This window comes from Curtobacterium salicis, assembly GCF_011759505.1.
GTDB classification, from domain to species: domain Bacteria; phylum Actinomycetota; class Actinomycetes; order Actinomycetales; family Microbacteriaceae; genus Curtobacterium; species Curtobacterium salicis.
Map to the genome: position 1 here is coordinate 129,731 of NZ_JAAOYO010000002.1, position 24,823 is coordinate 154,553.

Below are 24,823 nucleotides of genomic sequence, written 5' to 3' on the forward strand. Positions count from 1 at the left end.
GTGGCGGATCAGATCTTCGAGTGGCCGAACTCGTCCACACCGGTCTCGTGCTGCCGGGTGGCCTGGAACTTGTGCGAGTGGCGGTAGGCGACGTCGCGGAAGCTCCACGTGACGAAGCCGAGGAGGGTGAAGACGCAGGCCGCGACGATCGGGAAGACGATCGCGGGGACGCCGGCCGCGTGTTCTGCGGCTTCAGCGAGGAGTGACATCTGGCAGTGCTCCGATCGATCGAGGAAGACTCCGGACCATCCTAGCCGCGGATGTGTCCCTGCCCGCGCACGAGCCACTTGGTGCTCGTGAGTTCCGGTAGCCCCATCGGGCCCCGTGCGTGCAGCTTCTGCGTGGAGATGCCGACCTCGGCGCCGAACCCGAACTCTCCGCCGTCGGTGAAGCGCGTCGACGCGTTGACCATCACCACGGCCGAGTCGACGCCCGCCAGGAAGTGCTCGGCGGTGTCGACGTCGTTCGTGACGATGGACTCGGTGTGGTGCGTGGACCACTCGGCGATGTGCGCCATCGCCGCATCGACGTCGGCGACGACGCGGATCGACAGGTCGAGGTCCATCGACTCGGTCCCCCAGTCGGCCTCGGTCGCCCGCAGCACCCCGGGGACGATCGTCCGGGTGGCGTCGTCGCCGCGCAGCGTCACGCCGGCGGCCCGGAGACGGTCGGCGAGCACCGGCAGGAGTCGCTCGGCCGCCCGCTCGTGGACCAGCAGCGTCTCGAGGGCGTTGCACACGCTCGGCCGCTGGACCTTGCTGTTGAGGACGATGTCCACGGCTCGGTCGACCGGGGCGGACTCGTCGAGGAAGACGTGCACGACGCCGGCACCCGTCTCGATGACGGGCACCTGCGACTCGGTGACCACGGTCTGGATGAGCGAGGCGCTGCCCCGCGGGATGAGGACGTCGACCAGGCCGCGGGCGCGCATGAGTTCTGTTGCACCGGCGCGTCCGAGCGGGTCGATCGTCTGCACCAGGTCGCGCGGCAGCCCGACCGAGGCGATCGCGTCCTGGATCCGGCGCACGAGCACCGCGTTGGTCCGCTGCGCCGCCGACCCACCGCGGAGGACCACGGCGTTGCCGGACTTCAGCGCCAGCGCGGCGATGTCGACCGTGACGTTCGGGCGCGCCTCGTAGATCGCCCCGACGACCCCGAACGGCACCCGGACCTGCGCGAGCTGCAGCCCGTTCGGCAGGACCGAGCCACGGACGTGCTCCCCCACCGGGTCCGTCAGGCCCACCACGTGTTCGACCGCGTCCGCCAGCGCGTCCACCCGGTCGACGTCGAGCCGCAGTCGGTCCAGCAGGCCAGAGGTCAGCCCGCTGGCCTCTCCCGCGACCAGGTCCTCGTGGTTCGCGGTGACGATCTCCGCCGTGCCGGCGCGCAGCTCGAGGGCGATCGCCCGGAGCGCGGCGTCCTTCCGCACCGTCGTCGTGGTCGCCAGCACCGTCGCGGCTGCCCGGGCAGCGGTCAGCGTCTCGACGAGGGACGTGCCGACGGAGTTCTGCGCGGGAGCGGTGAGCGACATGACCCGATCCTAGGTCAGCGGTCCGTCCGGGACGGGAGGCGTGCCTCCCGTCCGACGGTCGCCGGCCGTCAGGCGCGGGGTGCGGCCCGGAACCAGGTGCCGACGTGCTCCCCGCCGAGCGCACGCTCGACCAGGGACGTGGCCGTGACGAGCACGGCGGTGCCTGCCTCGGCCGCGAGACGGGCGGCGGCGACCTTCGTGCCGGCGCCGCCGGTGCCGACACCGGCCGCGCCGATCGACCCGAAGGTGACCCCGGCGAGCTCGTCGCCGAACGGGACCTCGTCGATGCGGGTGGCGCCGGGCTGCTCCGGCGGCTTCGTGTACAGGGCCTCGACGTCGGAGAGCAGCACCAGGGCGTCCGCCTCGACCTGCCGGGCGACGAGCGCCGCGAGCCGGTCGTTGTCACCGAACCGGATCTCGTGCGTGGCGACCGTGTCGTTCTCGTTGACGATCGGCAGCACCCGGAGTTCGAGCAGACGGTTCATCGCCCGCCGGGCGTTCACCCGGTGCGTCGGGTTCTGCAGGTCACCCGCGGTGAGGAGCACCTGCGCGGCCGTGACCCCGTGCCGGTCGAGTTCCTTCTGGTACCGGAAGACCAGCACGGCCTGCCCGGTCGCCGCTGCGGCCTGCTGCGTCGCGAGGTCCTCCGGACGTCCCTCGAGCCCGAGGAACGGGAACCCGGTGGCGATCGCACCGGAGGACACCAGGACGACCTCGGTCCCACGCCGGTAGGCGCGGACCAGGGCGTCGACGAGCGGCCCGATCTGCGACGCGTTGTCGCCGCTGACCGACGAGGACCCGACCTTCACGACGATGCGGCGGGCACGCGGGATGTCCGCGCGCTCGACGACGGCGTTCGGGACGGGCACGCTGTTCGGTCCGGGCACGTGCTCAGTCGCGCTCGGACGTCGTCTGCTCGACGGGCTCGGACGCGGTGTCGTCGTCCGACCACAGGCCGGCGATGCGCTCCTGCTCGAGCTCGGCACGTGCGGCGGCCTTCGCGTCCATCCGCTCGAAGTAGTCCGAACGACGCTCGTTGCGCGTCGGGCGGGCGTTGAGGTCGAGTCGGGAGTCCGTGCCACGGGCGCTCGTGATGAGCTCCGCGGTGGAGGTCAGGGTCGGCTCCCAGTCGAAGATCATGCCGCCCTCGCCACCGATGACCACGGTGGACCCGGCGACGGCTCCGGCCTTGAACAGACCGTCCTCGACACCGAGCTTGGCGAGCCGGTCGGCCAGGTAGCCGATCGCCTCTTCGTTGGTGAAGTCGGTCTGCTGCACCCAGCGCTCCGGCTTCGCGCCGCGGACGCGGTAGAAGCGGTGCTCCTCGCCGCCCTCGGCACGGACCGTGAAGGGCTTCTCGTCGACGGCCTTCGGGCGGAGCACGATGCGCTCGACCGCGGGCTCGGCGGCACGCTCGGTGCGGGCCCGCTCGACGACGTCGGCCAGAGCGAACGTCAGCTCGCGCAGACCCTGGTGCGACGCGGTGGAGATCGGGAAGACACGGTAGCCGCGGGATTCGAACTCCGCGGTCACGAACGCGGCGAGCTCGGCGGCGTCCGGGACGTCGATCTTGTTGAGCGCGATGAGCTGCGGGCGCTCGAGCAGCGGGACCTGGCCCTCGGGGACCGGGTACTGCTCGAGTTCGTGGAGGATCACGTCGAGGTCGCTGATCGGGTCGCGACCGTTGTCGAGCGTGGCGCAGTCGATCACGTGCAGCAGGGCCTCGCACCGCTCGACGTGCCGGAGGAACTCGAGGCCGAGCCCCTTGCCCTCGGACGCACCCTCGATCAGACCGGGGACGTCGGCGACGGTGAAGCGCGTGCTGCCGGACTCGACGACGCCGAGGTTCGGGGTCAGCGTGGTGAACGGGTAGTCGGCGATCTTCGGCTTGGCGGCGGAGATCGCCGCGATCAGCGAGGACTTGCCGGCGCTCGGGTACCCGACCAGGGCGATGTCGGCGATGGTCTTCAGCTCGAGGCTGACGTCACCGCTCCAGCCGTCGGTGCCGAGGAGCGCGAAGCCGGGGGCCTTGCGCTTCGTGGTGGCGAGCGCGGCGTTGCCGAGTCCGCCCTGGCCGCCGGGGCCCACGACGACGCGGATGCCCGGCTCGGTGAGGTCCGCCAGCACGTCGCCGTTCTCGTCGTACACGACCGTGCCGACGGGCACCGGGAGTTCGAGCGTGTCGCCGCTCACGCCGCTGCGGTGGTCGCCCATGCCGGGCTGGCCGTTGCGGCTGGAGCGGTGCGGCGACCGGTGGTAGCCGAGGAGGGTGGTGACCTGCGGGTCGGAGACGAGCACGATGTCGCCCCCGTCACCGCCGTTGCCACCGTCGGGGCCCGCGAGGGGCTTGAACTTCTCGCGACGGACGGACACACAGCCGTTGCCGCCGTTGCCTGCTGAGAGGTGCAGCGTCACGCGGTCGACGAACGTCGCCATGGGTCACTCCTGTTGTTGTTCCGGGGAAAAGCAAGGGAGGAGCAGGCGCGCGGCCTGCCCCTCCCGGTGAAGCTCGTCGTCAGCGACTACGCGTTGACGATGTTGATGACCTTGCGGCCACCCTTGGTGCCGAACTCGACCGCACCGGCCGAGAGGGCGAACAGCGTGTCGTCGCCACCGCGGCCGACGTTGGCGCCCGGGTGGAAGTGCGTGCCGCGCTGGCGGATGATGATCTCACCGGCGTTGACGACCTCGCCACCGAAGCGCTTGACGCCGAGGCGCTGAGCGTTGGAGTCGCGACCGTTGCGAGTGGAACTCGCACCCTTCTTGTGTGCCATGTCTGTCTCCCGCCTATGCGATCTTGGTGACCTTGACGCGCGTGAGGTCCGCGCGGAAGCCCTGGCGCTTCTTGTAACCGGTCTTGTTCTTGAACTTCTGGATGACGACCTTCGGGCCGCGGAGGTCGGCCAGGACCTCTGCGGTGACCGTCACGTTCGCGAGCTCGGCCGCGGCGGAGGTGATCTTGTCCCCGTCCACGAGGAGCACCGGCGCGAGGTCGATGTTGCCATTGTCGTCGGCCTTGATGCGGTCGATGGTGATGATCGAGCCGACCTCGACCTTCTCCTGACGGCCGCCGGCGCGCACTACTGCGTAAACCACGTGGAATCCTTACGTAACTCTGCTTGAGGGAAGTCTCGGGTGCCCACTTCTGCGCGAGCGCCCTGGGTTGCCCCGGGACGATCGGCGACGCAGGCAGAACGGCCCGCTGACACCAGGGATCGAGAATACTCGATCCGACCAGGCGGGTCAAACGCCGACACGCGTACCATCGAGGGATGACCGTGCTGATCGATCCCCCGGCCTGGCCCGCGCACGACACGCTCTGGTCACACCTGGTCAGTGACTCATCCTACGACGAGCTGCACGCGTTCGCTGACCGCGCCGGTGTGCCGCGCCGTGCGTTCGACCACGACCACTACGACGTCCCGCAGTCCCGGTACGCCGAGCTCGTGGCCTCCGGCGCAGCGCCGGTGACCGGGCGTGAGCTCGTCCTGCGCCTCATCGCCAGCGGGTTGCGGGTCCCCCAGCGTGACAAGCGGAAGGTGCCGCGCGCGCACGGCTGACCGTCGCCCGGACGGGCCTCGGGCCGGACACCGGTCGGACCGTCTCCGGCGTGTCGCGGGGCGTCAGCGCGGGTGTCGCGGGGCGTCAGCGCGGGTGTCGTCCGAGCCACAGCCACGCGGCCGTCGCCGACCCGACCAGCATCAGGGTCATCGGCAGTCCGAGCTGCAGCGGCGTGGTGACGACGTCGACGAGCAGCCGGCCGAGACCCAGCCCGAGGGAACCCTGCCGCGCGGCCTCGTACGCGCCGGTGGCGATCCCGACCAGGGCGAGTGCCACGGTGCCCGCTGCGCCCGCCAGGACGGCACGCAGGAGCACGACGGGCAGCGGTGCACGCGGCACGACCGGCACCAGGAACGCGAGCACCAGGAACGCTGCCAGGTGGTACGGGAAGCGCGCGACGAAGACCGTCTGCACGAAGGCCTCGACGAGACTCGTGCCGCCGTGGCTGCGGAAGGGCCGGACGATCGTGCTCGTGCCGAGCAGCCCGACCAGGCCCGCCAGGAACTCGACCAGGACGACGCTGACCACCGTGATGGCCGCGCCGGTCGTGGCGAGGGTGGAGACACCGGGCGCGACGACGGGCACGCGGCCCGGGCCGGACCCGGACGGGCCCGGCAGGGGCACCGCACGCGGCGGTACCGCTCCCCAGCCGGGTCCGGGCCGGTCGTGGCCCGGTACGGGACCACGACCGGTCGGACGGTGCTCGTCCGTCACATCACTGCCCGAGGATGACGGTGCCGTCGCCCTCGGTGGCCGTCGGGTTCGCCGGGGCGCTGATGCTGCCCGAGGACACACGACGCGAACGCGCGCGACCCTGCCCGGGCTGCTTCGGCTCCGGGAGCGCCTGCAGGACCGAGTCGAGGAGTGACTCCGCCGCCTCCTCGCTCACCCGACGGGGTTCGCGCTTGGCGACCCCGACCGGGATGTCGAGGATGGCCACCGTGGTGTCGGCAGGCGTGACCGGGGCGGACGAGCTGACGCGACGACGACCGGCGGGGCGTTCCTTCGGAGCGGTCTCGGTGGCTGCCGGCTGCTCGGCAGCAGCGGACTGCTGCGCCGCCGCGGTCTGCGTCGCCGTGGACCGCGTGTGGACACCGGACGTCACCGGGAGCACGACCTCCGGAGCAGGCGTCGCGATCGGCGCGTGCCCGGCGTCGGTCGACCCCTGGTGCGCGTCGGTCGACCCCTGGTGCGCGTCGGGCGTCGCCTGCTGGGCGTCGGTCGGCACCTGCTGCGCGTCGCCGGCACGGCTGCCGCGACGACGACGGCGCTTCGAACCACCGGTCGACTCGGCCGGTGCCTCGGCTGCCGGAGCGACCGGCGACGTCGGCGAGGCCGCCGTGACCGGCGACACCGGCGAGGCGGCACCGGCGATGCCGGTGAGCGGCACGTCGGACTCCTCGTGCGGGATCGTCGACGCGGCGATCCGGGACAGCGCGTGCTTCACGTCGTCCGTGATCTGGTGCGCCTGCGACGACTTCGGCTCGGCCGCGGCGGCGGTGCCGTTCGTGCTCCCACCGTTGCCGTTGCCGTTGCGGGGCTTGCGACGGCCCTTCGTCGGACCCGGGTCCGCGTTGTTGTCGTTGACCTTCGCGTTGACCTCGTCGAGCGACTCGCGGAGGCCCACGCCGATCTTCTTGCGGGTCATCTGCACGAGACCGAGCGAGGTGACCTCGGCCACCTGGTGCTTGGTGCGGTCGCGGCTCAGGCACTCCATGAGGCGCCGGAGCACGAGGTCCCGGTTCTCCTCGAGCACCATGTCGATGAAGTCGACGACGATGATGCCGCCGATGTCACGGAGGCGCAGCTGGCGGACGAGCTCCTCGGCGGCCTCGAGGTTGTTCTTCGTGACCGTCTCCTCGAGGTTGCCCCCGGAGCCGACGAACTTGCCGGTGTTCACGTCCACGACCGTCATGGCCTCGGTGCGGTCGATCACGAGCGAGCCGCCCGAGGGCAGCCAGACCTTGCGGTCGAGCGCCTTCTCGATCTGCTCGTTGATCCGGTGCTCCTCGAACGAGTCCGGGCCCTGGTAGAGCTCGACCCGGTCCTTGAGGTCCGGCGCGACGGCCGACAGGTACTCGTCGATCGTCTCGCGGGCGGACTCGCCGTCGATGATGAGCTTGGTGAAGTCCTCGTTGAAGACGTCACGGACGATCTTGACGAGCAGGTCGGGCTCCGAGTGCAGCATGACCGGCGCCTGGCCGCTCTGCACCTTCTTCTCGATGGCCTCCCACTGGCTGGTGAGGCGCTGCACGTCGCGCGTCAGCTGGTCCTCGGTGGCCCCCTCGGCCGCGGTGCGCACGATGACGCCGGCGTGCTCGGGGAGGACCTCCTTGAGGATCTTCTTGAGGCGGGCACGCTCGGTGTCCGGCAGCTTGCGGGAGATCCCGTTCATCGAGCCGTTCGGCACGTAGACCAGGTAGCGCCCCGGCAGGGACACCTGGCTGGTCAGACGGGCACCCTTGTGGCCGACCGGGTCCTTCGTGACCTGCACGAGGACCTTGTCACCCGGCTTGAGGGCGGCCTCGATGCGACGGCCGTGGCTGGTGTCGACGGAGTTCCAGTCGACCTCGCCGGCGTACAGGACGGCGTTGCGGCCGCGCCCGATGTCGACGAAGGCGGCCTCCATCGACGGCAGCACGTTCTGCACCTTGCCGAGGTAGACGTTGCCGATCAGGGAGACGTTCTGCGACTTCGTGACGTAGTGCTCGGCGAGGACGCCGTCCTCGAGCACGCCGATCTCGATGGTCGAGGAGCTCGACCGCACGATCATCTGACGGTCGACGCTCTCGCGGCGGGCGAGGAACTCGTCCTCGGTCACCACCTGGCGGCGACGTCCGGCGTCACGGCCGTCACGACGGCGCTGCTTCTTCGCCTCGAGACGCGTGGAACCCTTGATGCGCTGCGGCTCGGTGATGAGCTCGGGCTCGCGACGGCGCGGCTCGGCCTGCTCGCGGTCGCTGCTGCTCCCCCGACGGCGGGTACGACGGCGGGTGCCGCCCTGCTCGTCGCGGTCCTCGTCGTCCCAGCGGTCGGCACGTTCGACCCGGTCGGTGCGCTCGTCGCGCTCCGGACGGTCGTCGTGGTCGTCGCGGTCGTACCGGTCCGCACGGTCGTAGCGGTCGCCCCGGCCGGAACGGGAGCCACGTCCGGACCGCTCGCTCCGCTCGGTCCGCTCGTACCGGTCGCCGCGGTCACGGTCGTGGTCGCGCTCGGAGCGAGCAGGCAGTTCCGGCAGCACCGGGGCGTGGAAGATCAGGCTGAGCGTGCTGGTCGCCTTCGGGACGAACGGCTCGGCGGGTGCCGGTGCCGTCGGCTCCTCCGGACGGGAGGCCCGGCCCGCGTCCGCATCGTCGGTTCCGCTGGTCGTCGGGGCCGAGTCCGCGGCGTCGGCGGGAGCCGCCTCGCCCTGGTCCGCGTCCTGGTCGACGACCGGGGCGTCACCGGTCGACGTGCTGACGTCCTCCGGCGTGGTGCCCGCGCCCGAGGTCGTGTCGACCGGCGCGGTGTCGACCGGCGTCGTCCCGGCCTGTGCCGGCTCGGTCGGCGTCGTCTCGACGTCGGCCTCGGCCGTGTCGGTCACGTCCGCGGTGTCCGTCACGTCAGCGCCGTCGGAGGCGTCGAGCGCCTCGGCGACGTCGACCGCCTCAGTGACGCCGACCGCCTCAGTGGTCTGCGCGGAGGCAGGGGCCTCGTCGACCTCGTCGGACCCGACCGTCTCGACGGCGTCGGTCGACGTGTCGGACGGATCACGGGCCTCCAGGCCGCCGGACCGTGCGCGACGGCCGCCGAACAGGCGGGTCCGGCGCTTCGGCGCGTCGTCGGTGTTCTGGTTCTGGTTCTCGTTCTGCTCCACCATGGACTGGTGCACTCCTCGACCCCGCACTCACCCGCGAGGGTGGCGGGAACTCTCTCGTATCGGTGCGGGCGGCGACTCCGCCCCCGCGCTCGCTGCTGTCAGTGACCGATCCGGCGTCTCGTCCGAGCCCGGTCGTCGTGGGCACCCGGCTCACGGCGGCTCGGCGTCGGAGGTGACGCATCGTGCCGGTCACGGTGCTCTGTCACAGCACCATCACGTCCGGGCGGTGGCCCGGCAAGTTCTCGTCGTCACCCGGATCGGCCGGGTGACGAACCCATCATCGCACGCGGTCACGGAGAACGCCGGGAGGCCCGTGCGAAGATGACGCCGTGAGTTCGACGCCTGTTGCTCCCCGCCGTCCCGTCGCCGTCGCGATCCTGCTCCTCGTGACGGGTGTCGTCGGGCTCTACGCGGCCTTCCGCCTGGTGCTCGACGAGTTCGAGAAGTACGAGAACCCGAAGGCCGTGCTGACCTGCGACGTCAGTCCCTTCGTCAACTGCTCGAACGTGATGGCCAGCGCGCAGGGGCACCTGTTCGGCTTCCCGAACCCGCTGCTCGGACTCATGGGGTTCGTCGCACCCATCGCCGTCGGGGTCGTGCTGCTCGCGGGGTTCCGCGGCACGACGTGGTTCTGGACGCTCTTCAACTCCGGGCTCCTCCTGGCCTGGGTCTTCGTCACCTGGCTCTTCACGCAGACCGTCTGGTCCATCGGGTACCTCTGCCCCTGGTGCATGCTCGTGTGGGCGATGACCATCCCGCTCTTCTGGCTGTTCACGATCTGGAACCTGGCGAAGGGCAACCTGCCGTTCGGCGCTCGGGGCCGCCGCATCGGACGAGCACTGCTGCCGTTCTGCTGGGCCTTCCCGCTGGCGAACTACCTGTTCATCGCCGTGGTGATCCTCGTCGAGTTCCCGACGGTCCTCACCACGCTCTAGTCGCGTCGCCGCTCCGCGAGCCGAGGGGGCCCCGCGCGGTGACGTGTCACCTGATTCCTGGGGTCTTCCCAGCGCAGCGACCCGGTGCCGACGGTCGGAGCCGTTACGCTCGATCCCGATGAGCGACAACGAGAGCAAGAAGGCGCGCCGCAACGCCGCGCGCGAGCGTGCCCGTGCGGCCCGCCAGAAGGAGCAGGCCCGCCGACGACGGAACAAGACGTTCCTCATCAGCGGCATCATCGTGGCGTCCCTCGCGGTCGTCGCGATCGTCGTGCTCGTGGTCGCGAACTCGATCCAGCCCGTCGGGCCCGGACCGAAGAACATGGCGAGCGACGGCATCCTGCTGACCGGGCAGAGCGGCAAGATCGTCCCCGTCGAGACGAAGGCGATCCCCGAGGGCGGCAAGCCGACGGCGACGAAGCAGGACGACTCGGTCGCGAACATCACCGTGTACGAGGACTACATGTGCCCGATCTGCAACCAGTTCGAGACGGGCAACATGTCCCAGATCAAGCAGTGGGTCCAGGACGGCACCGCCACCCTCGAGGTGCACCCGTTCAACCTGCTGGACCGCTCGTCGCTCGGCTCGAAGTACTCGACCCGCTCCGCAGCCGCGGCCGCCTGTGTCGCGAACTACGACCCCGACGCCTTCCTCGACGTCAACAGCGCCTTCTACGAGAACCAGCCGTCGGAGAACACCCGCGGCCTGTCGAACGACAAGCTCGCCGACATCGCGAAGAAGGCCGGCGCGACGAACGCGAAGGTGCAGTCCTGCATCACCGATCAGCAGTTCGCCGGATGGGTCGGTGACGCCACGAACCGCGTCCTGACCGAGCCGCTCGCCAACTCCGACCTGCCGAAGCTGACCGGCACGCCGACGGTCATCGTCAACGGCAAGCAGTACAACGGCACCGGCACCAACGCGTGGTCCGACGCCCAGGCCTTCGCGTCCTTCGTGGAGCAGAACGGCGGCTCCGGCAAGTAGCCACCGACCAACGAGGAAGGCCCCCGCGCTGCAGAGTGCGGGGGCCTTCCTCGTTGCGCGATGTTGCGCGATCAGAGCGGCGCGTCGCGCCGTGCTCGGCTCAGGCGAACCAGAGCCCGAGCTCGCGGGCCGCGGACTCGGACGAGTCCGACCCGTGGACCAGGTTCTGCTGGACCTTGAGGCCCCAGTCACGACCCAGGTCGCCACGGATGGTGCCCGGCGCGGCCGAGGTCGGGTCGGTGGTGCCGGCGAGCGAACGGAAGCCGGCGATCACGCCGTTGCCCGCGACGCGCACGGCGACGACCGGACCGGACTGCATGAACTCGACGAGCGGCTCGAAGAACGGCTTGCCCTGGTGCTCTTCGTAGTGGCTGTCGAGCAGGTCGCGCGGCGCGGTCAGCATCTTCAGGTCGACGATCTCGTAGCCCTTGGCCTCGATCCGGCGGAGGATCTCACCGGTGAGCTGGCGGGCGACGCCGTCGGGCTTGACGAGGACGAGGGTCTCTTCGAGTTCGGACACAGCGGGACTCCCTGCGGTTCTTCGGTGGTGGTGGGTCAGTCCTCGCCGAGTGCGGCTCGGCGGGCGGCGTTCTGGCGGTCGAGCTGACCGCCCTTGGCGAAGCAGAACACCCACAGTGCCAGGAACACCACGCCCACCGCGACCATGAAGGGCTCGATGAACCCGGTGGCGAGGATGGCCGCCTGCAGCAGCCACCCGAACCATACACCGGCACGGGAACCGGTCAGGCGGGACGCCAGGGCCAGGACGATGATCGCCGCGATGCCACCGCCGAACGCCAGGCCGGCCGGCAGGGTGTGCTTGCCGTAGACGACGAGCATCGGGAAGAAGAACATGATCGCCTCGAGCACGAGGGTGATCGACAGCAGGCTCTCGCGGGCCCCGCGGTCGCGACGTGGACGGCGCATCCGGGGGGCGCGCGGCGGCCGGGAGGCCCGTCCTGCGTCCGTCACTTCGTCCCGCCTTCGCGGTGCACCAGGTCCATCACGGCGCCGACCATGACGATCGAGCCGGCGACCAGGACCATCGCGTCCTCGGCGTCGGCGTCGTCGGCCAGGTCACGCGCCTCCTGCAGGGCCCCGACGAGCGACGGCTCGACGACCACCCGGTCGTTGCCGACCTCGTCGACGACGACCCGGGCGAACTCGTCGGCGTCGAGTGCCCGCTCCCCCGGCGGCTGCGTCACGACGAACGTGGCGACGGTGTCCTTCAGGGCGCGGACGAACCCGCGGGCGTCCTTGTCGCGGAGGATCCCGACGACGCCGACGACGTGCCCGGACGGGAACGCCACCGGCAGCGCATCGGCGAGGGCCTTCGCACCGTGCGGGTTGTGCGCCGCGTCGACCACGACGGTCGGCCCGGTCGCGATCGGCTGCAGCCGACCCGGGCTCGTCGCGTTCGCGAGCCCCTCGCTGAGGACGTCCTCGTCGAGCGCCTGGCTGCCCCGACCGAGGAACGACTCGACGGCAGCGATCGCGACGGCGGCGTTGTGGGCCTGGTGGGCGCCGAAGAGCGGCACGAACAGGTCGTCGTAGGTGCCGGCGATGCCCTGCACGCTGACGAGCTGTCCGCCGACGGCCGGGGTGTCGCTGGTGACCCGGAATCCCTGCGAGCTCGGCCCGCCCTCGACCGCGAGGGTCGACTCGGTGAGCTCGGCCGCCCGCTCGAGTTCGGCGAGGGCCTCGGGGACCTGGGCCGCCGTGACCACGGACGAGGACGGCTTCACGATGCCCGACTTCGTCCGCGCGATCTCGGCGACGGTGTTGCCGAGCTGCTTCGCGTGGTCGATGGCGATCGGGGTGAAGACCTGCACCTGGCTCTGCACGACGTTGGTGGAGTCCCACTCGCCGCCCATGCCGACCTCGATCACGGCGACGTCGACGGGCGCCTCGGCGAAGCACGCCAGAGCCAGGACGGTCAGGGCCTCGAAGAACGTCAGCGGCAGCTCGCCCTTCGCGGTGAGCTCGGCGTCGGTGATCTCGAGGATCGGGGTGATGTCGTCCCAGTTCTCGACGAAGCGGCTCGACTCGATGGGCTCGCCGTCGATGACGATGCGCTCCCGGATCGACACCAGGTGCGGGCTGGTCATCAGGCCGGTGCGCAGGCCGTGGGCGCGGACGATGCTCTCGGTCATCCGGGCCGTGGACGTCTTGCCGTTCGTCCCCGTGATGTGGATCACCGGGTAGGCCAGGTGCGGGTCGCCCAGGAGCTCGACGGCGCGACGTGTCGCGGTCAAGCGGTGCTCGGGCGACTGCTCGCCGACCCGGGCGTACAGGGCGGCCTCGACGCGCTTGACCTCGTCGTCGTCACCCCCGAACGGCAGGGCGTCACCGGGCGCGGTGTCGCCCGCGGGACCGACGGGGATCTCGACGCCGTCGGGTGCGACGTCGTCGGGGGCCATGTCGTCCGTGTCGTCGTCGTGTGCGTCGTACTCGTTGCGCTCGCTCATGCGCGTGCCACCTCCACGGACACCTTCGCGTCGTCGCCGACCTCGGTCGGGGTGTCGTCCGCGGCGAAGTCGGTCGCGACGACGTCGATCGACGTCGCCAGGGTCTCGCCGGCGATCAGCCGGTCGTGCGCCCGCACCGCGTCCGCGGCGGCGGTCGACACCCGGAGCGTCAGGGCGATCCGGTCGCCGACGTCCAGTCCGGCGTCACGGCGGGCCTGCTGCACGGCGCGGACGACGTCACGGGCCAGGCCCTCGGCCTCGAGCTCCGGCGTGGTGACGGTGTCGAGGACGACGAAGCCGCCGCCGTCGAGGAACGCCACGGCCGTCGCGGCGTCCGCCACGGTGAGGTCGAGCGTGTACTCGCCCTCGACCAGGTCGATGCCGCCGACGGTCACGCCGGTGTCGGTGGCCACCCAGTCGCCCTTCTTGGCGGCCGGGATCACCTGCTGCACGGCCTTGCCGATGCGCGGTCCGGCGGCGCGGGCGTTGACGGTGAGCTTCCGCTCGATGCCGTACTGCGCCAGCGACTCCTCGGCCTGCTCCTCGAGCACGACGCGCTTGACGTTGAGCTCGTCGCGGAGGATGTCCGCGAACGGTTCGACCGCGGCGGGGTCCGGCACGACGAGCGTCAGCGTCGCCAGCGGCAGACGGACCCGCTTGCCCGTCGACTTGCGGAGCGCGAGCCCCTTCGAGGCGACGTCGCGCACCCGGTCCATCGCGTCGACGAGGGCGTCGTCCGCGGGGAACTCGGCAGCGTCCGGCCAGTCGGTCAGGTGCACGCTGCGGTCACCGGTCAGGCCCTTCCAGACCTCCTCGGTGACGAGCGGAGCCAGCGGCGCCGAAACCCGGGCGAGCGTCTCGAGGACCGTGAACAGCGTGTCGAACGCGGCACGGGCCTCCGGCGAGGACGGTGCACCGGCCCAGAACTTGTCACGCGAGCGTCGGACGTACCAGTTGGTGAGCACGTCGGCGAAGTCGCGGATCGCCTGGGCAGCCAGCGGGGTGTCGAGCGCGTCGAGGTGCGTCGTGACGTCCGCGACGAGCACCCGGGTCTTCGCGAGCAGGTACCGGTCGAGCACGTCCGTCGAGTCGGTCCGACGCTGGGCCTGGTACCCCTCGCTGCCCGAGGCGTTCGCGTAGAGGGTGAAGAAGTAGTACGTCGACCACAGCGGCAGCAGGAACTCGCGCACGCCCTGGCGGATGCCCTCTTCGGTGACGACGAGGTTGCCGCCGCGGATCACCGACGACGACATGAGGAACCAGCGCATGGCGTCGGCACCGTCGCGGTCGAAGACCTCGGAGACGTCCGGGTAGTTGCGGAGCGACTTCGACATCTTCTGGCCGTCGGAGCCCAGCACGATGCCGTGGCTGATGACGTTCGTGAACGCCGGCCGGTCGAACAGCGCCGTGGAGAGCACGTGCATGACGTAGAACCAGCCGCGCGTCTGCCCGATGTACTCGACGATGAAGTCGGCCGGGCTGTGGCTGTCGAACCACTCCCGGTTCTCGAACGGGTAGTGCACCTGGGCGTACGGCATCGAGCCGGAGTCGAACCAGACGTCGAACACGTCGGTGATCCGGCGCATGGTCGAGTTGCCGGTGGGGTCGTCGGGGTTCGGACGCGTCAGGTCGTCGATGAACGGCCGGTGCAGGTCGACCTTGCCCTCCGCGTTCAACGGCAGACGACCGAAGTCGCGCTCGATGTCCGCGAGGGATCCGTACACGTCGGTGCGCGGGTACTCGGGGTCGTCGGACTGCCAGACCGGGATCGGCGTGCCGAAGTACCGGTTGCGGGACACCGACCAGTCGATGGCGTTGCCGACCCACTTGCCGAACTGCCCGTCCTTGACGTTGTCCGGCACCCAGGTGATGTCCTGGTTGAGCTCGCCCATGCGGTCGCGCAGCTCGGTCACGCGGACGAACCACGACGAGACGGCCTTGTAGATCAGGGGCTTGCGGCAGCGCCAGCAGTGCGGGTAGCTGTGCTCGTAGGACGCCTGGCGGAGCAGTCGTCCGGCGTCACGCACGGCCTTCGTCAGCGGCTTGTTCGCATCCGACCAGAGCATGCCGGCGACCTCGCCGAACTGGGACGTGAAGACGCCGCCGTCGTCGAGCGAGAGCACCACGGGGATGCCGGCCGCCGCACACACCTCTTGGTCGTCGGCACCGTAGGCCGGGGCCTGGTGGACGATGCCGGTGCCCTCACCGGTCTCCACGTACTCGGCGACCAGGATCCGCCAGCCGTTCTCCATGCCCTCGGTCTCCGCGAGGAAGTCGAACAGACGCTCGTAGGTGACGCCGTCGAGGTCACGGCCCGCGATCGTGCGCGAGACGGCCTCCGTCGCGGCCTCGGCGGACTCGTACCCGAGGTCCTTCGCGTGCGCGGCCACCGTGTCGGCGGCGAGCAGGTACGTGGTGGGCGCCGTCGAGTCGGAACCGGCGCTGCCACCGTCAGCCGCGCCTCCCGGCCCGGCCGGCACGACCGCGTACGCGATCTCCGGACCGACCGCGAGCGCGGCGTTCGTCGGCAGCGTCCACGGCGTCGTCGTCCAGGCGAGGGCGCGCACGCCGGCCAGGCCGAGCTCGTCCGCACGGGCGCCCGTCAGCGGGAACGCGACGGTGACGGACTGGTCCTGACGCATCTTGTAGACGTCGTCGTCCATGCGCAGCTCGTGGTTGGACAGCGGCGTCTGGTCGTTCCAGCAGTACGGCAGGACGCGGAAGCCCTCGTACGCCAGGCCCTTGTCCCACAGGCTCTTCCACGCCCAGAGCACGCTCTCCATGTAGGTGACGTCGAGGGTCTTGTAGTCGTCCTCGAAGTCGACCCAGCGCGCCTGACGGGTGACGTACTGCTGCCACTCGTCGGTGTACTGCAGGACGGACTTCTTCGCGGCCGCGTTGAAGACGTCGATGCCCATGGCGTCGATCTCGTGCTTCTCGGTGATGCCGAGCTGGCGCATCGCCTCGAGCTCGGCGGGCAGACCGTGGGTGTCCCAGCCGAACCGGCGGTGCACCTGCTTGCCGCGCATGGTCTGGTAGCGCGGGAAGACGTCCTTGGCGTAGCCGGTCAGCAGGTGGCCGTAGTGCGGCAGGCCGTTGGCGAAGGGCGGGCCGTCGTAGAACGTCCACTCGTCCGCACCCTGGCGCTGCGCGATGGAGGCCCGGAACGTGTCGTCGCCCTTCCAGAAGGCGAGGATGCCGTCCTCGACCGCGGGGAAGGACGGGGACGGGGAGACACCGTCCGCGCCGTTCGACGAGGCGTCGTTCTCGGGATCGCGGTTCAGGGGGTAACGCACCGGATGGCTCCTGGAGGTCGGTGGAACTGGACCACGAGGACGGAGCCTGCGCTCCGCGGTACCACCTCGCTTGCCTCGGACCGGCGCGACCGCCTGCTCGTGACCACTCTGTGTCGGGGTGATGACGGTCCCGAACCCGTCCGGTTCTACTGACGGCCCCCGTCGGGTGCCGCGTTCTTCCGGATGACTCCCCGGTGATGGCCGGATCGACGCCTGTTGTGTCCGAGTCTACCGGACGGGAGCATGCTGGAGCGATGCCCTCGTCGACGTCATCCGAGGCTCCGGAGACCACTCCGGACGCCTCGTCCTCCAGCTCGCAACAGAAGCCGGAGTCCCTGCTCACGGTCCTCATCGCGTTCGGCGCGAACCTGCTCGTCGCGATCGCGAAGTCCGTCGCCGCGATGCTCACCGGTTCCGCCTCGATGGTCGCCGAAGCCGCGCACTCGTGGGCGGACACCGGCAACGAGGTCTTCCTGCTCATCGCCGAACGCCGGGGTGCCCGGAAGCGCGACGCCCGGCACCCGCTCGGCTACGGCCGCGAGACCTACATCTGGTCGATGTTCGCCGCGTTCGGGCTCTTCACCGCGGGCGCGATCGTGTCGATCTACCACGGCATCACCGAGCTCGGGGACACCGGACCGGCCGAGGACGTCATGCTCAACTACATCGTGCTGGGGGTGTCGTTCCTGCTCGAGGGCACCAGCTTCCTGCAGGCCTTCCGCCAGGCGCACGGTGCCGCGACGAAGCGCCGGGTCCCGGTGCTCCGGCACGTCCTGCAGTCCTCGAACCCGACGCTCCGGGCCGTCTTCGCCGAGGACGCCGCCGCGCTCGTCGGCCTGGTCATCGCGTTCCTCGGCGTCTTCCTGCACCAGGTCACCGGCCTGGCCGTGTTCGACGCCATCGGGTCGATCGCGGTCGGCCTGCTGCTCGGTGTCGTCGCGGTCGTCCTCATCGACCGCAACCGCCGGTTCCTCCTCGGCGAGAGCACCTCGCCGGAGCTCGAGAACGCCGTGCTCGTCGAGCTGCTCGCCCGAGACCAGGTCGAGAGCGTCAGCTACCTGCACCTGGAGTTCGTCGGGCCGTCACGGGTCTACATGGTCGCGGCCGTCGACCTGGTCGGCAACGACACCGAGGAGCACGTGGCGGCCCGGCTCCGGAAGATCGAGGAGTCGCTCGAGGCCAGCCAGTACGTCGAGGAGGCCGTGCTGACGTTGTCCGTGCCGGGCGCGGCCGTGCTGCGACCGACCGGGGAGGAGATCCCCGAGGTGGTCAAGGACGGGACGGTCGAGGACGTCGCCGCCGGCGGTGCCGGGACGCTCCGCGCCTGAGCCGCCTGACCCGCCTGACCCGCCCGTGGCCTCGGGCGTCGGGGCGAGCGGTCGGTGTCAGCAGTCGGCGTCGGTGAACTCGAGGTCGACGGTCTTGTCGGAGCCCGGGAAGACGTACGAGTACCGCATCGCGATGTCCTCCTCGAGGATGTCGCGGGTGGCCGTCGTGGAGCAGAGGTTCGACAGCACCGAACTGCGGATCGCCCGCTCAGAGATCTGGGTCGGGTCGGCGGCGACGCTGTACCGGTAGTGGATCGCCTCGTCCTCGGCGTCGACCCCGGTCCACGTCGTGATCTCGTCGACCTGCTTCGGGAACGTCGTCTGCTCGGTGATCTTCGCGACGCCCTGGTCGACGAGGTCCTGCTTGGACGGGCCACCGAACGACGACAGCCCCCAGCGGACCAGCGCAGCGGCGACGAGGAACGCCAGGACACCGGCGACGACCACCAGGACCCGGCGGCCACGGGACGGCTGCGGGCGCGTGCCGTACGCGGCGGCTCCGCCGGGCTGGGCCATCGGAGCGCCCGGGCCCTGCCAGGGCTGCTGGCCCTGCGGGGCCGCCGGGTACTGCGGGGCGGCGGAGTACTGCGGTGCCGCTGCCGGGTCCTCCGGTGCCGCCGCCGGGTACTGCGGCTCCGCCGCCTCGCGGGGAGCCGCGGCCGCATCCTCGTCGTGGCGTTCCGGCTCCGGACCGCCCGCTCCGGACGACGACGGCTGCTGCTGCTGTTCGGGTGTCTCGGACACGGTTCCCCCTGGAGTCGACGGCCGTCCCCCTCGGACGACGCCTACAGAACCTACCAGCGGCGCGGCCCGGCACCGCGTGCAGCATCCCCGGGCTCAGGGGGCAGCGCCCCGGGCCCACGGATGCAGTGTCTCGGGGGCTAGCGGGCGTCGAGACCCGCGACCACCGGGGTGAGGGCCGCGCCCACGTACTCGACGAGCGGTCGGCGACCGACCCCGTCCGTCACCCACACCCCGAACGCAGCCGCGGCCGCGCCGAGCATCGCCCCGGCGACCGTCTGCGGCCAGAGCGACCCCGGGTGCTCGCCGGTCCGCGCGGCCACGAACGACGCGACCGCCTGGTGCTGGGCGGTGACCCGGGTGGCCACGCTCGCGACGAGCTCGGCGCCGACGTCCATCACCTCGGCCTGCGCGATGGCCCACGGCACTCGCTCCGGGTCGTGGGCACGGGCGGCGGCGAGCAGGGCGTCCTCGACCGCGCGGACGGCGCTCTTCTCGGTGGAGGTCGCCAGGTGCTGCGGCAGGTCCGCGACGGCCGCGTCGAGGTCGAGCCACATCACGTCGGACTTCGCGGCGAAGTAGTTGAAGAAGGTGGCCCGACTGACCCCTGCGCGGGCGGCGATGTGGTCCACGGTGGTCTTCGTGTACCCCTGCTCGAGGAAGAGCTCGGCGGCGGCGTCCGCGAGCACCTCTGCGCTGGATCGTCGCGGTCGACCGCCTCGTCGGGTGGGTTCGTCCATGCCCTCCAGTAAACCGCTAGACTCGTCGAGCCATGATCTTGGACCCAGTACAGAAAAGCCCGGCGCTGCGGCGCATCGTGACCGGCGTCGCCAGCGCGGCCACGATCCTCCTGGCCGTCACCGCCTGCTCCGGCGGTGGCGCCCCCGGTGACAGCAGCACCCCGGTGCGCGGCGGCACGCTGACCTACGCGTCCGGTGACGCCGAGCCGACCTGCCTCGACCCCCACGTCGGCGGCAACTACCCGCAGGCGCTCCTGTCGACGCAGTACATCGAAGAGCTGGTCGGTCTCGACGACGGCAAGCCGACGCCGGAGCTCGCCACGAAGTGGGCCACGAGCAACGACGGCAAGACGCTCACCTTCACGCTCCGCGACGACGTGACGTTCACCGACGGCACCCCGTTCGACGCCGCCGCCGTCGTCGCGAACATCGAGCACGTGCAGGACCCGGCGACCGCGTCGAGCACCGGGTACCTCGCGCTGCAGTCGATCACGAAGGCCACGGCCACCGACGACCAGACGGTCACCCTGTCGCTGAGCCGCCCGGACGCCGCACTGCTCGAGTCGTTCTCGCAGCCCTGGGTCGGCATGGAGTCGCCGAAGGCCCTGCAGCGCAAGCAGGCCACGAACTGCGAGTCCCCCGTCGGCACCGGCCCGTTCCGGGTCACCGACTGGAAGCACGGCGACCGCGTCACCCTGACGAAGAACGCCGACTACACACCGCTCGGCGGCTCGACCACGAAGCCCCGGCTCGACGGGCTGACCTGGCGCTTCCTGCCGGACTCGACCTCCCGCTACGCGGCGCTGCAGTCCGGGCAGGTCGACGTCATCGACAACGCCCAGCCCGACCAGCTCAAGGCCGCATCGTCGAAGGCCGCCATCCGTGACCTCGACGCGCCCCGCCCCGGTGCATCGAACAGGCTCGAGCTGAACTCCGGTCACGGGGTGTTCCAGGACGAGTCCGTCCGCAAGGCCTTCATCGCCGCGGCCGAGATCGACCCCGGCCTCGAGTCGCTCTTCCTCGGCACCGCGAAGCGCTCGTACTCGGTGCTGTCGAGCGTCGAGCCGACGTCGTACTCGGACCAGGCGCTCTTCGCCTACGACCCGTCCGAGGCGAAGCGCCTGCTCGACGCCGCCGGCTGGAAGCCGAACAGCGACGGCGTCCGCGAGAAGGACGGCAAGCCGCTCACCGTCACGTTCCCGGTCTCGACGAACCAGTCGGTGCCCGCCGAACGCAGCCTGTTCCAGCAGATCCAGGCCTCCGAGGCGAAGGTCGGCATCTCGGTGAAGCTCGAAGAACTCGACCTGTCCAGCTGGTACGCCGCCCTGGCGAAGAACCAGTACGACGTCGTGAGCGCGCCGTACACGAAGGTCGGCCCGGACGTCCTCCGCATCCTCTACGACTCCGCGTCGATCACGCCGGCGCCGTCCGGGTACTTCGCGAACCTCGCCCAGCTCGACGACCCGGTGCTCGACCGGCTGCTCGAGCGAGCGGCGCAGACCGCGGACTCGTCCGAGCGCGCCGACCTCGTCGAACAGGCACAGAAGACGATCCTCGAGAGCCGGACCGTCCTGCCGCTCTACGACCAGCAGAACCACTTCCTGTACCGCTCGGCCGTGCACGGCATCTCGACCACGTCGGTCTCGACGCCGTGGTTCGGGACCGCTTGGCTCGCCCGCTGACCGACCGGTGGCACGCAGTCCGCTGACGGCCGGGAGGCCCAGCTCCCGTCCGCCCCGCAGCTCTCCCACCGTCGGGTGGGCGAGTTGGGCGGTGCGCCGGCTCCTCGGCGGTGTCGGGGTCCTGTGGGCGGTCGCGACGATCGTGTTCGTCGCGATCCGTCTGATCCCGGGAGACCCGGCTCTCGCGATCCTCGGCGGTCCGGGGTCGCAGGCCTCGGCCGAGGCGGTGACGCAAGTCCGCCACGAGTACGGCCTGGACCGACCGGTGCTCGTGCAGTACGCGGTGTTCCTCGGACGCCTGGCGAGCGGGCAGCTCGGCGACTCGTACGCGTTCCGCACGCCGGTGTCGACGCTGCTGGCGCAGGAGCTGCCGGTCACGCTGACGCTCGCGGTCGCGGGACTCGTCGTCGCCTGGCTGCTCGCGGTCGGCGCCGCGTGGTGGTCGACGCAGCGCGGCCGGATCGCGGCGCTGCTCACCACCGGGCTGTCGGTGACCGCCAGCGTGATGCCGCACTTCTGGCTCGGCAGCGTGCTCATCGTCGTCTTCGCCAGCAGCCTCGGTTGGGTGCCCGCGGTCAGCGACGGGACCGTCCGCGGCTGGGTCCTGCCGGTGCTCGTCGTGGCGGTGCCGGTCGCCGGGTACCTGGCCGAGACGATCCGCGACGGCGTGGTGGATGCGCAACGGTCGGCGTTCGCGCTCGCGGCCCGGGGTCGGGGTGAGTCCCGCGCGGGGCTGTTCGGTCGGCACCTGCTCCGGCACGCGGCCCTGCCCGGCATCGCCCTGTCCGCCTGGGCCTTCGGGTCGCTGGTGTCCGGCGCGGTGGTCGTCGAGTCGGTGTTCGCGCTGCCCGGCATCGGACGTGCGCTCGTGACCGCCGTGACGCAGCGGGACATGCCCCTCGTCGCCGGGATCGCCCTCGTGTCGGCGGCGGCGTACGTGGTGGTGCTCGCCGTGGCGGACCTCGTCGAGCGGGCGGTCGACCCGCGCGGCGCCGATCGCGGACCCCGTGCCGGCGACCGGGCGCGCCGCGCAGGCCGGGCCACCGCGGGGACGACGTCGGACGAGGCGGTGGCGCGGTGAGCGGGATCGTCGACCCCGGTCTGGCGTCCGGACGCGACAGCACCGACGGCGTGCCCGGCAGCGCGTCGTCTCGAGACCCCGGCGTCCGCGCCGGACGCCGGACCGAGCGGTTCCGTGGGGGGACGCTCGGCCCGGCAGGGACCGTCGCAGCCGTGGTGGTGGCGGTCGCCGTGGTGGCGGCACTGTGGCCGGCGCTGCTCGGTGGCGCCGACCCGCTCGCGGTGCACCCGTCCCAGGCACTGCTGCCACCCGGCGCGGGCCACCCGTTCGGCACCGACGAGTCCGGGCGTGACGTCCTGGCGCGCGTGGTGGCCGGGACGCGCGCGTCGTTGCTGGTCGGCGTCGTCGCCACCCTCGTCGGCGGCGGCTCCGGTGTCGTCCTCGGGGTGCTCGCCGGACTCGGTGGGCGGGTCGTCGACGCCGTCGTGGGTCGGGTCACCGAGGTCGCCTTCGCGCTGCCGCTACTCCTCGTCGCGCTCGTCGTCATCGCGGTCACCGGGCCCGGACCGGTCCCCGCGATGCTCGCGGTCGGGTTCGCCACGGCCCCCGGGTACGCCCGGATCGTCCGCGGACTGGTCCGGACCGCGCGGTCGTCGCAGGTCGTCGAGACCGCGGTCCTGCTCGGCCGCTCCCCCGCCACCGTCGTCGTCCGGCACGTGCTGCCGGCGGCGCTCTGGCCGGTCGTCGCCGTCGGCACGCTCGGCATCGGTCAGGCCGTGGTGTGGGCGTCGGCGCTGAGCTACCTCGGCGTCGGGACACCGCCGCCGGCACCGGAGTGGGGCGCGATGCTCGCCGACGGCCGCACCTACCTGGCGACCGCGCCGTGGATGAGCACGTTCCCGGGCCTGGCGATCGTGGTGCTCGCGACCGCGGTGACGGTGCTCGGCCGGGCCCTCCGACGTGCCGGAGCCGCGCGGTGAGCGGCCACGGCAGCCCCCTCGCCCTCGAGGTCGCCGGCCTCTCCGTCTCGATCGACGGCGTTCCCCTCGTCACCGACGTCGCGCTCCACGTCGCCCCGGGCGAGTGCGTGGCGCTGGTGGGCGCGTCCGGCTCGGGCAAGTCCGTCACGGTCCGGGCGGCGCTCGGCCTCTCCGCCACCGGTGCGGTGGTGACGGCCGAGCGGCTCGCCGTCGGCGACCACGACGTCCGCGGCCTGTCGGAACGGCGGTGGCGCGGGGTCCGCGGACGGCACGTCGGGTACGTCGGCCAGGAGGCCCTGGGCGCCCTGGACCCGCTCCGTCCGGTCGGCCGTGAGGTCGCCGACGCCCTCCGCCTGCACACCGACCTGTCGGCGCGCGACCGCGTCGAGGCCGTGCGCGCCGAACTGGAGGCCGTCGGGCTCGACCCCGCACTCGCCACCGACGGCCGGACCGCGGGCACCCTGTCGGGCGGGATGCGGCAGCGCGCGCTCATCGCCGCCGCCACGATCGGCCGCCCCGGGCTGCTCGTGGCGGACGAACCGACCACGGCCCTCGACGCCGGCATCGCCCTCCGCGTGATGGAGCAGCTGCGTGCCGCCCAGCAGCGCGGCACCGGCCTGCTCGTCGTCACGCACGACCTGGGGCTCGTCGCGGGGTGGGCGGACCGGGTCGCCGTGATGGACGCCGGCCGGATCGTCGAAGTGGGTCCGACGGCCTCCGTCCTGGAGGCCCCGGTCCACCCCGCCACGCAGGCCCTGGTGCGCGCGGCCCGGTCGACGCGGGCTGCCGGTGCCGCGCGTCCGCCGTCCGCGTCGCCCGCGGCCGACCGGTCGGCGCTGCCGGTGCTCGCCGCGACGGGACTCGAGCGGTCCTACCCGGGTGTCGCCGCGGTCACCGACGTCGCACTGCAGGTCGCGCCCGGCCGGGTCCTCGGTGTGGTCGGGGCCTCGGGCTCCGGCAAGACGACGGTGGCGCGGATGCTCCTCGGGCTCGAGACGCCCGACGCCGGCACGGTCACGCTCGACGGCGAGGCGTGGGCACCGCTCCCCGAGCGCGACCGTCGTGCACGCCGACACCGGATCGCCGCCGTCGTGCAGGACCCCGGCGCGACGTTCGACGAACGGTGGGACGTCGACCGTGTCCTCGCCGACGCTCTGAGCGGCGGACGCGCACGGCGGGCGATCGGTGCGCTGGGTGACCGCGTCGACGCCGCACTGCGACAGGTCGACCTGGACCCGGCCGTGCGGACCCGGTCGCCGCGGACCCTGTCCGGCGGGCAGCGGCAGCGGCTCGCGATCGCCCGGGCGCTGTCCACCGAGCCGGAGGTCCTGGTGCTCGACGAGCCGGTCACCGCCCTCGACGCCACCGTGCAGGACGCGGTGCTCGGCCTGCTCGAACGGCTCCGCGACGACACCGGCGTGGCGATGGTCTTCGTGTCGCACGACCTGCGGGCCGTCCGGCGACTGGCCGACGAGGTCCTGGTCGTCGACCGGGGCTCGGTCGTGGAGCACGGTCCGGCCGAGGCGGTCTTCGGCCGCCCCGAGCACCCGGTGACGCAGCGGCTCGTGCGTGCCGCCGAGCGGCTGGCCGCCGGCCCGGCGGCCTGACGGCGGCGCCGCCGAGCCTCGGCCTGGCGGACATGTTCCGCCGTGCCGACCGCGCAACCTGTCCGCCCAAGCGAGGCTCGGCGCGGGCG

At 71.8% G+C, this 24,823-nt stretch carries 22 protein-coding genes; 8 read left to right on the plus strand and 14 right to left on the minus strand.

Going from position 1 to position 24,823, the window contains the following annotated elements; genetic code table 11:
* Positions 1-8 precede the first annotated feature (8 nt).
* The 6 genes from E9228_RS04965 to rplU form a co-directional block, all read right to left on the minus strand.
* Positions 9-209: a hypothetical protein gene (locus E9228_RS04965; RefSeq protein ID WP_110903974.1), complete on the minus strand. Its 201-nt coding sequence runs from the start codon at positions 207-209 to the stop codon at positions 9-11.
* Positions 210-250: 41 nt separating this feature from the next.
* Complete coding sequence (locus tag E9228_RS04970; RefSeq protein ID WP_166779514.1) at positions 251-1,531, minus strand: glutamate-5-semialdehyde dehydrogenase; 1,281 nt, start codon at positions 1,529-1,531, stop codon at positions 251-253.
* Positions 1,532-1,599: 68 nt separating this feature from the next.
* On the minus strand, positions 1,600-2,418 hold the full coding sequence (gene proB / locus E9228_RS04975; RefSeq protein WP_425248366.1) for a glutamate 5-kinase: 819 nt from the start codon (positions 2,416-2,418) through the stop codon (positions 1,600-1,602).
* A 4-nt stretch (positions 2,419-2,422) separates the two neighbouring features.
* Positions 2,423-3,967, minus strand: coding sequence for a GTPase ObgE (gene obgE / locus E9228_RS04980; protein ID WP_166779515.1), 1,545 nt, complete (start codon positions 3,965-3,967; stop codon positions 2,423-2,425).
* 86 nt (positions 3,968-4,053) lie between these two features.
* Positions 4,054-4,305 carry a 50S ribosomal protein L27 gene (rpmA, locus tag E9228_RS04985; protein WP_110903977.1) on the minus strand — a complete coding sequence of 84 codons (252 nt, stop codon included), beginning with the start codon at positions 4,303-4,305 and terminating at the stop codon, positions 4,054-4,056.
* Between the two features lie 13 nt (positions 4,306-4,318).
* Positions 4,319-4,627 carry a 50S ribosomal protein L21 gene (rplU, locus tag E9228_RS04990; RefSeq protein ID WP_111052511.1) on the minus strand — a complete coding sequence of 103 codons (309 nt, stop codon included), beginning with the start codon at positions 4,625-4,627 and terminating at the stop codon, positions 4,319-4,321.
* Positions 4,628-4,803: 176 nt separating this feature from the next.
* Between rplU and E9228_RS04995 the strand changes: the two genes are divergently transcribed.
* Entirely contained in the window at positions 4,804-5,091 is a 288-nt protein-coding gene (locus tag E9228_RS04995; protein ID WP_166779516.1) for a DUF4031 domain-containing protein, read from the plus strand.
* An 85-nt stretch (positions 5,092-5,176) separates the two neighbouring features.
* Here the strand turns inward: E9228_RS04995 and E9228_RS05000 are convergent, their stop codons facing one another.
* Both E9228_RS05000 and E9228_RS05005 read right to left on the minus strand, forming a co-directional pair.
* On the minus strand, positions 5,177-5,716 hold the full coding sequence (locus tag E9228_RS05000) for a hypothetical protein (RefSeq protein ID WP_166779517.1): 540 nt from the start codon (positions 5,714-5,716) through the stop codon (positions 5,177-5,179).
* 91 nt (positions 5,717-5,807) lie between these two features.
* The gene (locus E9228_RS05005; protein WP_166779518.1) at positions 5,808-8,951 is read right to left on the minus strand and encodes an Rne/Rng family ribonuclease; all 3,144 of its coding nucleotides are present in this window, start codon (positions 8,949-8,951) and stop codon (positions 5,808-5,810) included.
* 329 nt (positions 8,952-9,280) lie between these two features.
* Here E9228_RS05005 and E9228_RS05010 point away from each other — a divergent pair, with 329 nt between their 5' ends.
* Both E9228_RS05010 and E9228_RS05015 read left to right on the plus strand, forming a co-directional pair.
* Entirely contained in the window at positions 9,281-9,886 is a 606-nt protein-coding gene (locus tag E9228_RS05010) for a vitamin K epoxide reductase family protein (protein ID WP_166779519.1), read from the plus strand.
* 118 nt (positions 9,887-10,004) lie between these two features.
* The gene (locus E9228_RS05015) at positions 10,005-10,871 is read left to right on the plus strand and encodes a DsbA family protein (RefSeq protein ID WP_166779520.1); all 867 of its coding nucleotides are present in this window, start codon (positions 10,005-10,007) and stop codon (positions 10,869-10,871) included.
* Positions 10,872-10,971: 100 nt separating this feature from the next.
* Here E9228_RS05015 and ndk read toward each other — a convergent pair whose 3' ends face one another.
* The 4 genes from ndk to ileS are packed head-to-tail and all read right to left on the minus strand — an operon-like array spanning position 10,972 to position 16,635.
* Positions 10,972-11,391, minus strand: coding sequence for a nucleoside-diphosphate kinase (gene ndk, locus E9228_RS05020; RefSeq protein WP_166779521.1), 420 nt, complete (start codon positions 11,389-11,391; stop codon positions 10,972-10,974).
* 35 nt (positions 11,392-11,426) lie between these two features.
* Positions 11,427-11,843 (minus strand): DUF4233 domain-containing protein, encoded by a 417-nt coding sequence (locus E9228_RS05025; RefSeq protein ID WP_166779522.1) that lies wholly within the window; start codon positions 11,841-11,843, stop codon positions 11,427-11,429.
* A complete protein-coding gene (locus E9228_RS05030; RefSeq protein WP_208385602.1) occupies positions 11,840-13,339 on the minus strand; it encodes a bifunctional folylpolyglutamate synthase/dihydrofolate synthase in 1,500 nt (499 codons plus the stop codon). Before E9228_RS05030 ends, E9228_RS05025 begins: the two co-directional genes overlap by 4 nt.
* The gene (ileS, locus tag E9228_RS05035; protein WP_341849774.1) at positions 13,336-16,635 is read right to left on the minus strand and encodes an isoleucine--tRNA ligase; all 3,300 of its coding nucleotides are present in this window, start codon (positions 16,633-16,635) and stop codon (positions 13,336-13,338) included. The genes E9228_RS05030 and ileS overlap by 4 nt, the downstream gene beginning before the upstream one ends.
* Before the next feature lie 254 nt (positions 16,636-16,889).
* On the opposite strand from ileS, the gene E9228_RS05040 reads away from it, so the two are divergent.
* Positions 16,890-17,963: a cation diffusion facilitator family transporter gene (locus E9228_RS05040; protein WP_166779523.1), complete on the plus strand. Its 1,074-nt coding sequence runs from the start codon at positions 16,890-16,892 to the stop codon at positions 17,961-17,963.
* A 57-nt stretch (positions 17,964-18,020) separates the two neighbouring features.
* Here the strand turns inward: E9228_RS05040 and E9228_RS05045 are convergent, their stop codons facing one another.
* Together E9228_RS05045 and E9228_RS05050 are read right to left on the minus strand one after the other, a co-directional pair.
* Positions 18,021-18,707 (minus strand): hypothetical protein, encoded by a 687-nt coding sequence (locus E9228_RS05045; protein WP_166779524.1) that lies wholly within the window; start codon positions 18,705-18,707, stop codon positions 18,021-18,023.
* 137 nt (positions 18,708-18,844) lie between these two features.
* Positions 18,845-19,444: a TetR/AcrR family transcriptional regulator gene (locus E9228_RS05050; RefSeq protein ID WP_166779525.1), complete on the minus strand. Its 600-nt coding sequence runs from the start codon at positions 19,442-19,444 to the stop codon at positions 18,845-18,847.
* A gap of 32 nt (positions 19,445-19,476) precedes the next feature.
* Between E9228_RS05050 and E9228_RS05055 the strand changes: the two genes are divergently transcribed.
* The 4 genes from E9228_RS05055 (at position 19,477) to E9228_RS05070 (ending at position 24,734) form a co-directional block, all read left to right on the plus strand.
* Positions 19,477-21,126, plus strand: coding sequence for an ABC transporter substrate-binding protein (locus E9228_RS05055; protein ID WP_166779526.1), 1,650 nt, complete (start codon positions 19,477-19,479; stop codon positions 21,124-21,126).
* Positions 21,127-21,217: 91 nt separating this feature from the next.
* Positions 21,218-22,207: an ABC transporter permease gene (locus tag E9228_RS05060; RefSeq protein ID WP_341849775.1), complete on the plus strand. Its 990-nt coding sequence runs from the start codon at positions 21,218-21,220 to the stop codon at positions 22,205-22,207.
* Positions 22,204-23,127: an ABC transporter permease gene (locus E9228_RS05065; protein WP_341849776.1), complete on the plus strand. Its 924-nt coding sequence runs from the start codon at positions 22,204-22,206 to the stop codon at positions 23,125-23,127. Before E9228_RS05060 ends, E9228_RS05065 begins: the two co-directional genes overlap by 4 nt.
* Complete coding sequence (locus E9228_RS05070; protein WP_166779527.1) at positions 23,124-24,734, plus strand: ATP-binding cassette domain-containing protein; 1,611 nt, start codon at positions 23,124-23,126, stop codon at positions 24,732-24,734. The genes E9228_RS05065 and E9228_RS05070 overlap by 4 nt, the downstream gene beginning before the upstream one ends.
* The last annotated feature ends 89 nt before the right edge of the window (positions 24,735-24,823 follow it).

Bases quoted from the DNA above. Each gene is read 5' to 3' on its own strand.
- E9228_RS04965 (WP_110903974.1), bottom strand. From the start codon at position 209: ATGTCACTCCTCGCTGAAGCCGCAGAACACGCGGCCGGCGTCCCCGCG.
- E9228_RS04970 (WP_166779514.1), bottom strand. From the start codon at position 1,531: ATGTCGCTCACCGCTCCCGCGCAGAACTCCGTCGGCACGTCCCTCGTC.
- obgE (WP_166779515.1), bottom strand. From the start codon at position 3,967: ATGGCGACGTTCGTCGACCGCGTGACGCTGCACCTCTCAGCAGGCAAC.
- rpmA (WP_110903977.1), bottom strand. From the start codon at position 4,305: ATGGCACACAAGAAGGGTGCGAGTTCCACTCGCAACGGTCGCGACTCC.
- E9228_RS04995 (WP_166779516.1), top strand. From the start codon at position 4,804: ATGACCGTGCTGATCGATCCCCCGGCCTGGCCCGCGCACGACACGCTC.
- E9228_RS05005 (WP_166779518.1), bottom strand. From the start codon at position 8,951: ATGGTGGAGCAGAACGAGAACCAGAACCAGAACACCGACGACGCGCCG.
- E9228_RS05015 (WP_166779520.1), top strand. From the start codon at position 10,005: ATGAGCGACAACGAGAGCAAGAAGGCGCGCCGCAACGCCGCGCGCGAG.
- E9228_RS05030 (WP_208385602.1), bottom strand. From the start codon at position 13,339: ATGAGCGAGCGCAACGAGTACGACGCACACGACGACGACACGGACGAC.
- E9228_RS05040 (WP_166779523.1), top strand. From the start codon at position 16,890: ATGCCCTCGTCGACGTCATCCGAGGCTCCGGAGACCACTCCGGACGCC.
- E9228_RS05050 (WP_166779525.1), bottom strand. From the start codon at position 19,444: ATGGACGAACCCACCCGACGAGGCGGTCGACCGCGACGATCCAGCGCA.
- E9228_RS05055 (WP_166779526.1), top strand. From the start codon at position 19,477: ATGATCTTGGACCCAGTACAGAAAAGCCCGGCGCTGCGGCGCATCGTG.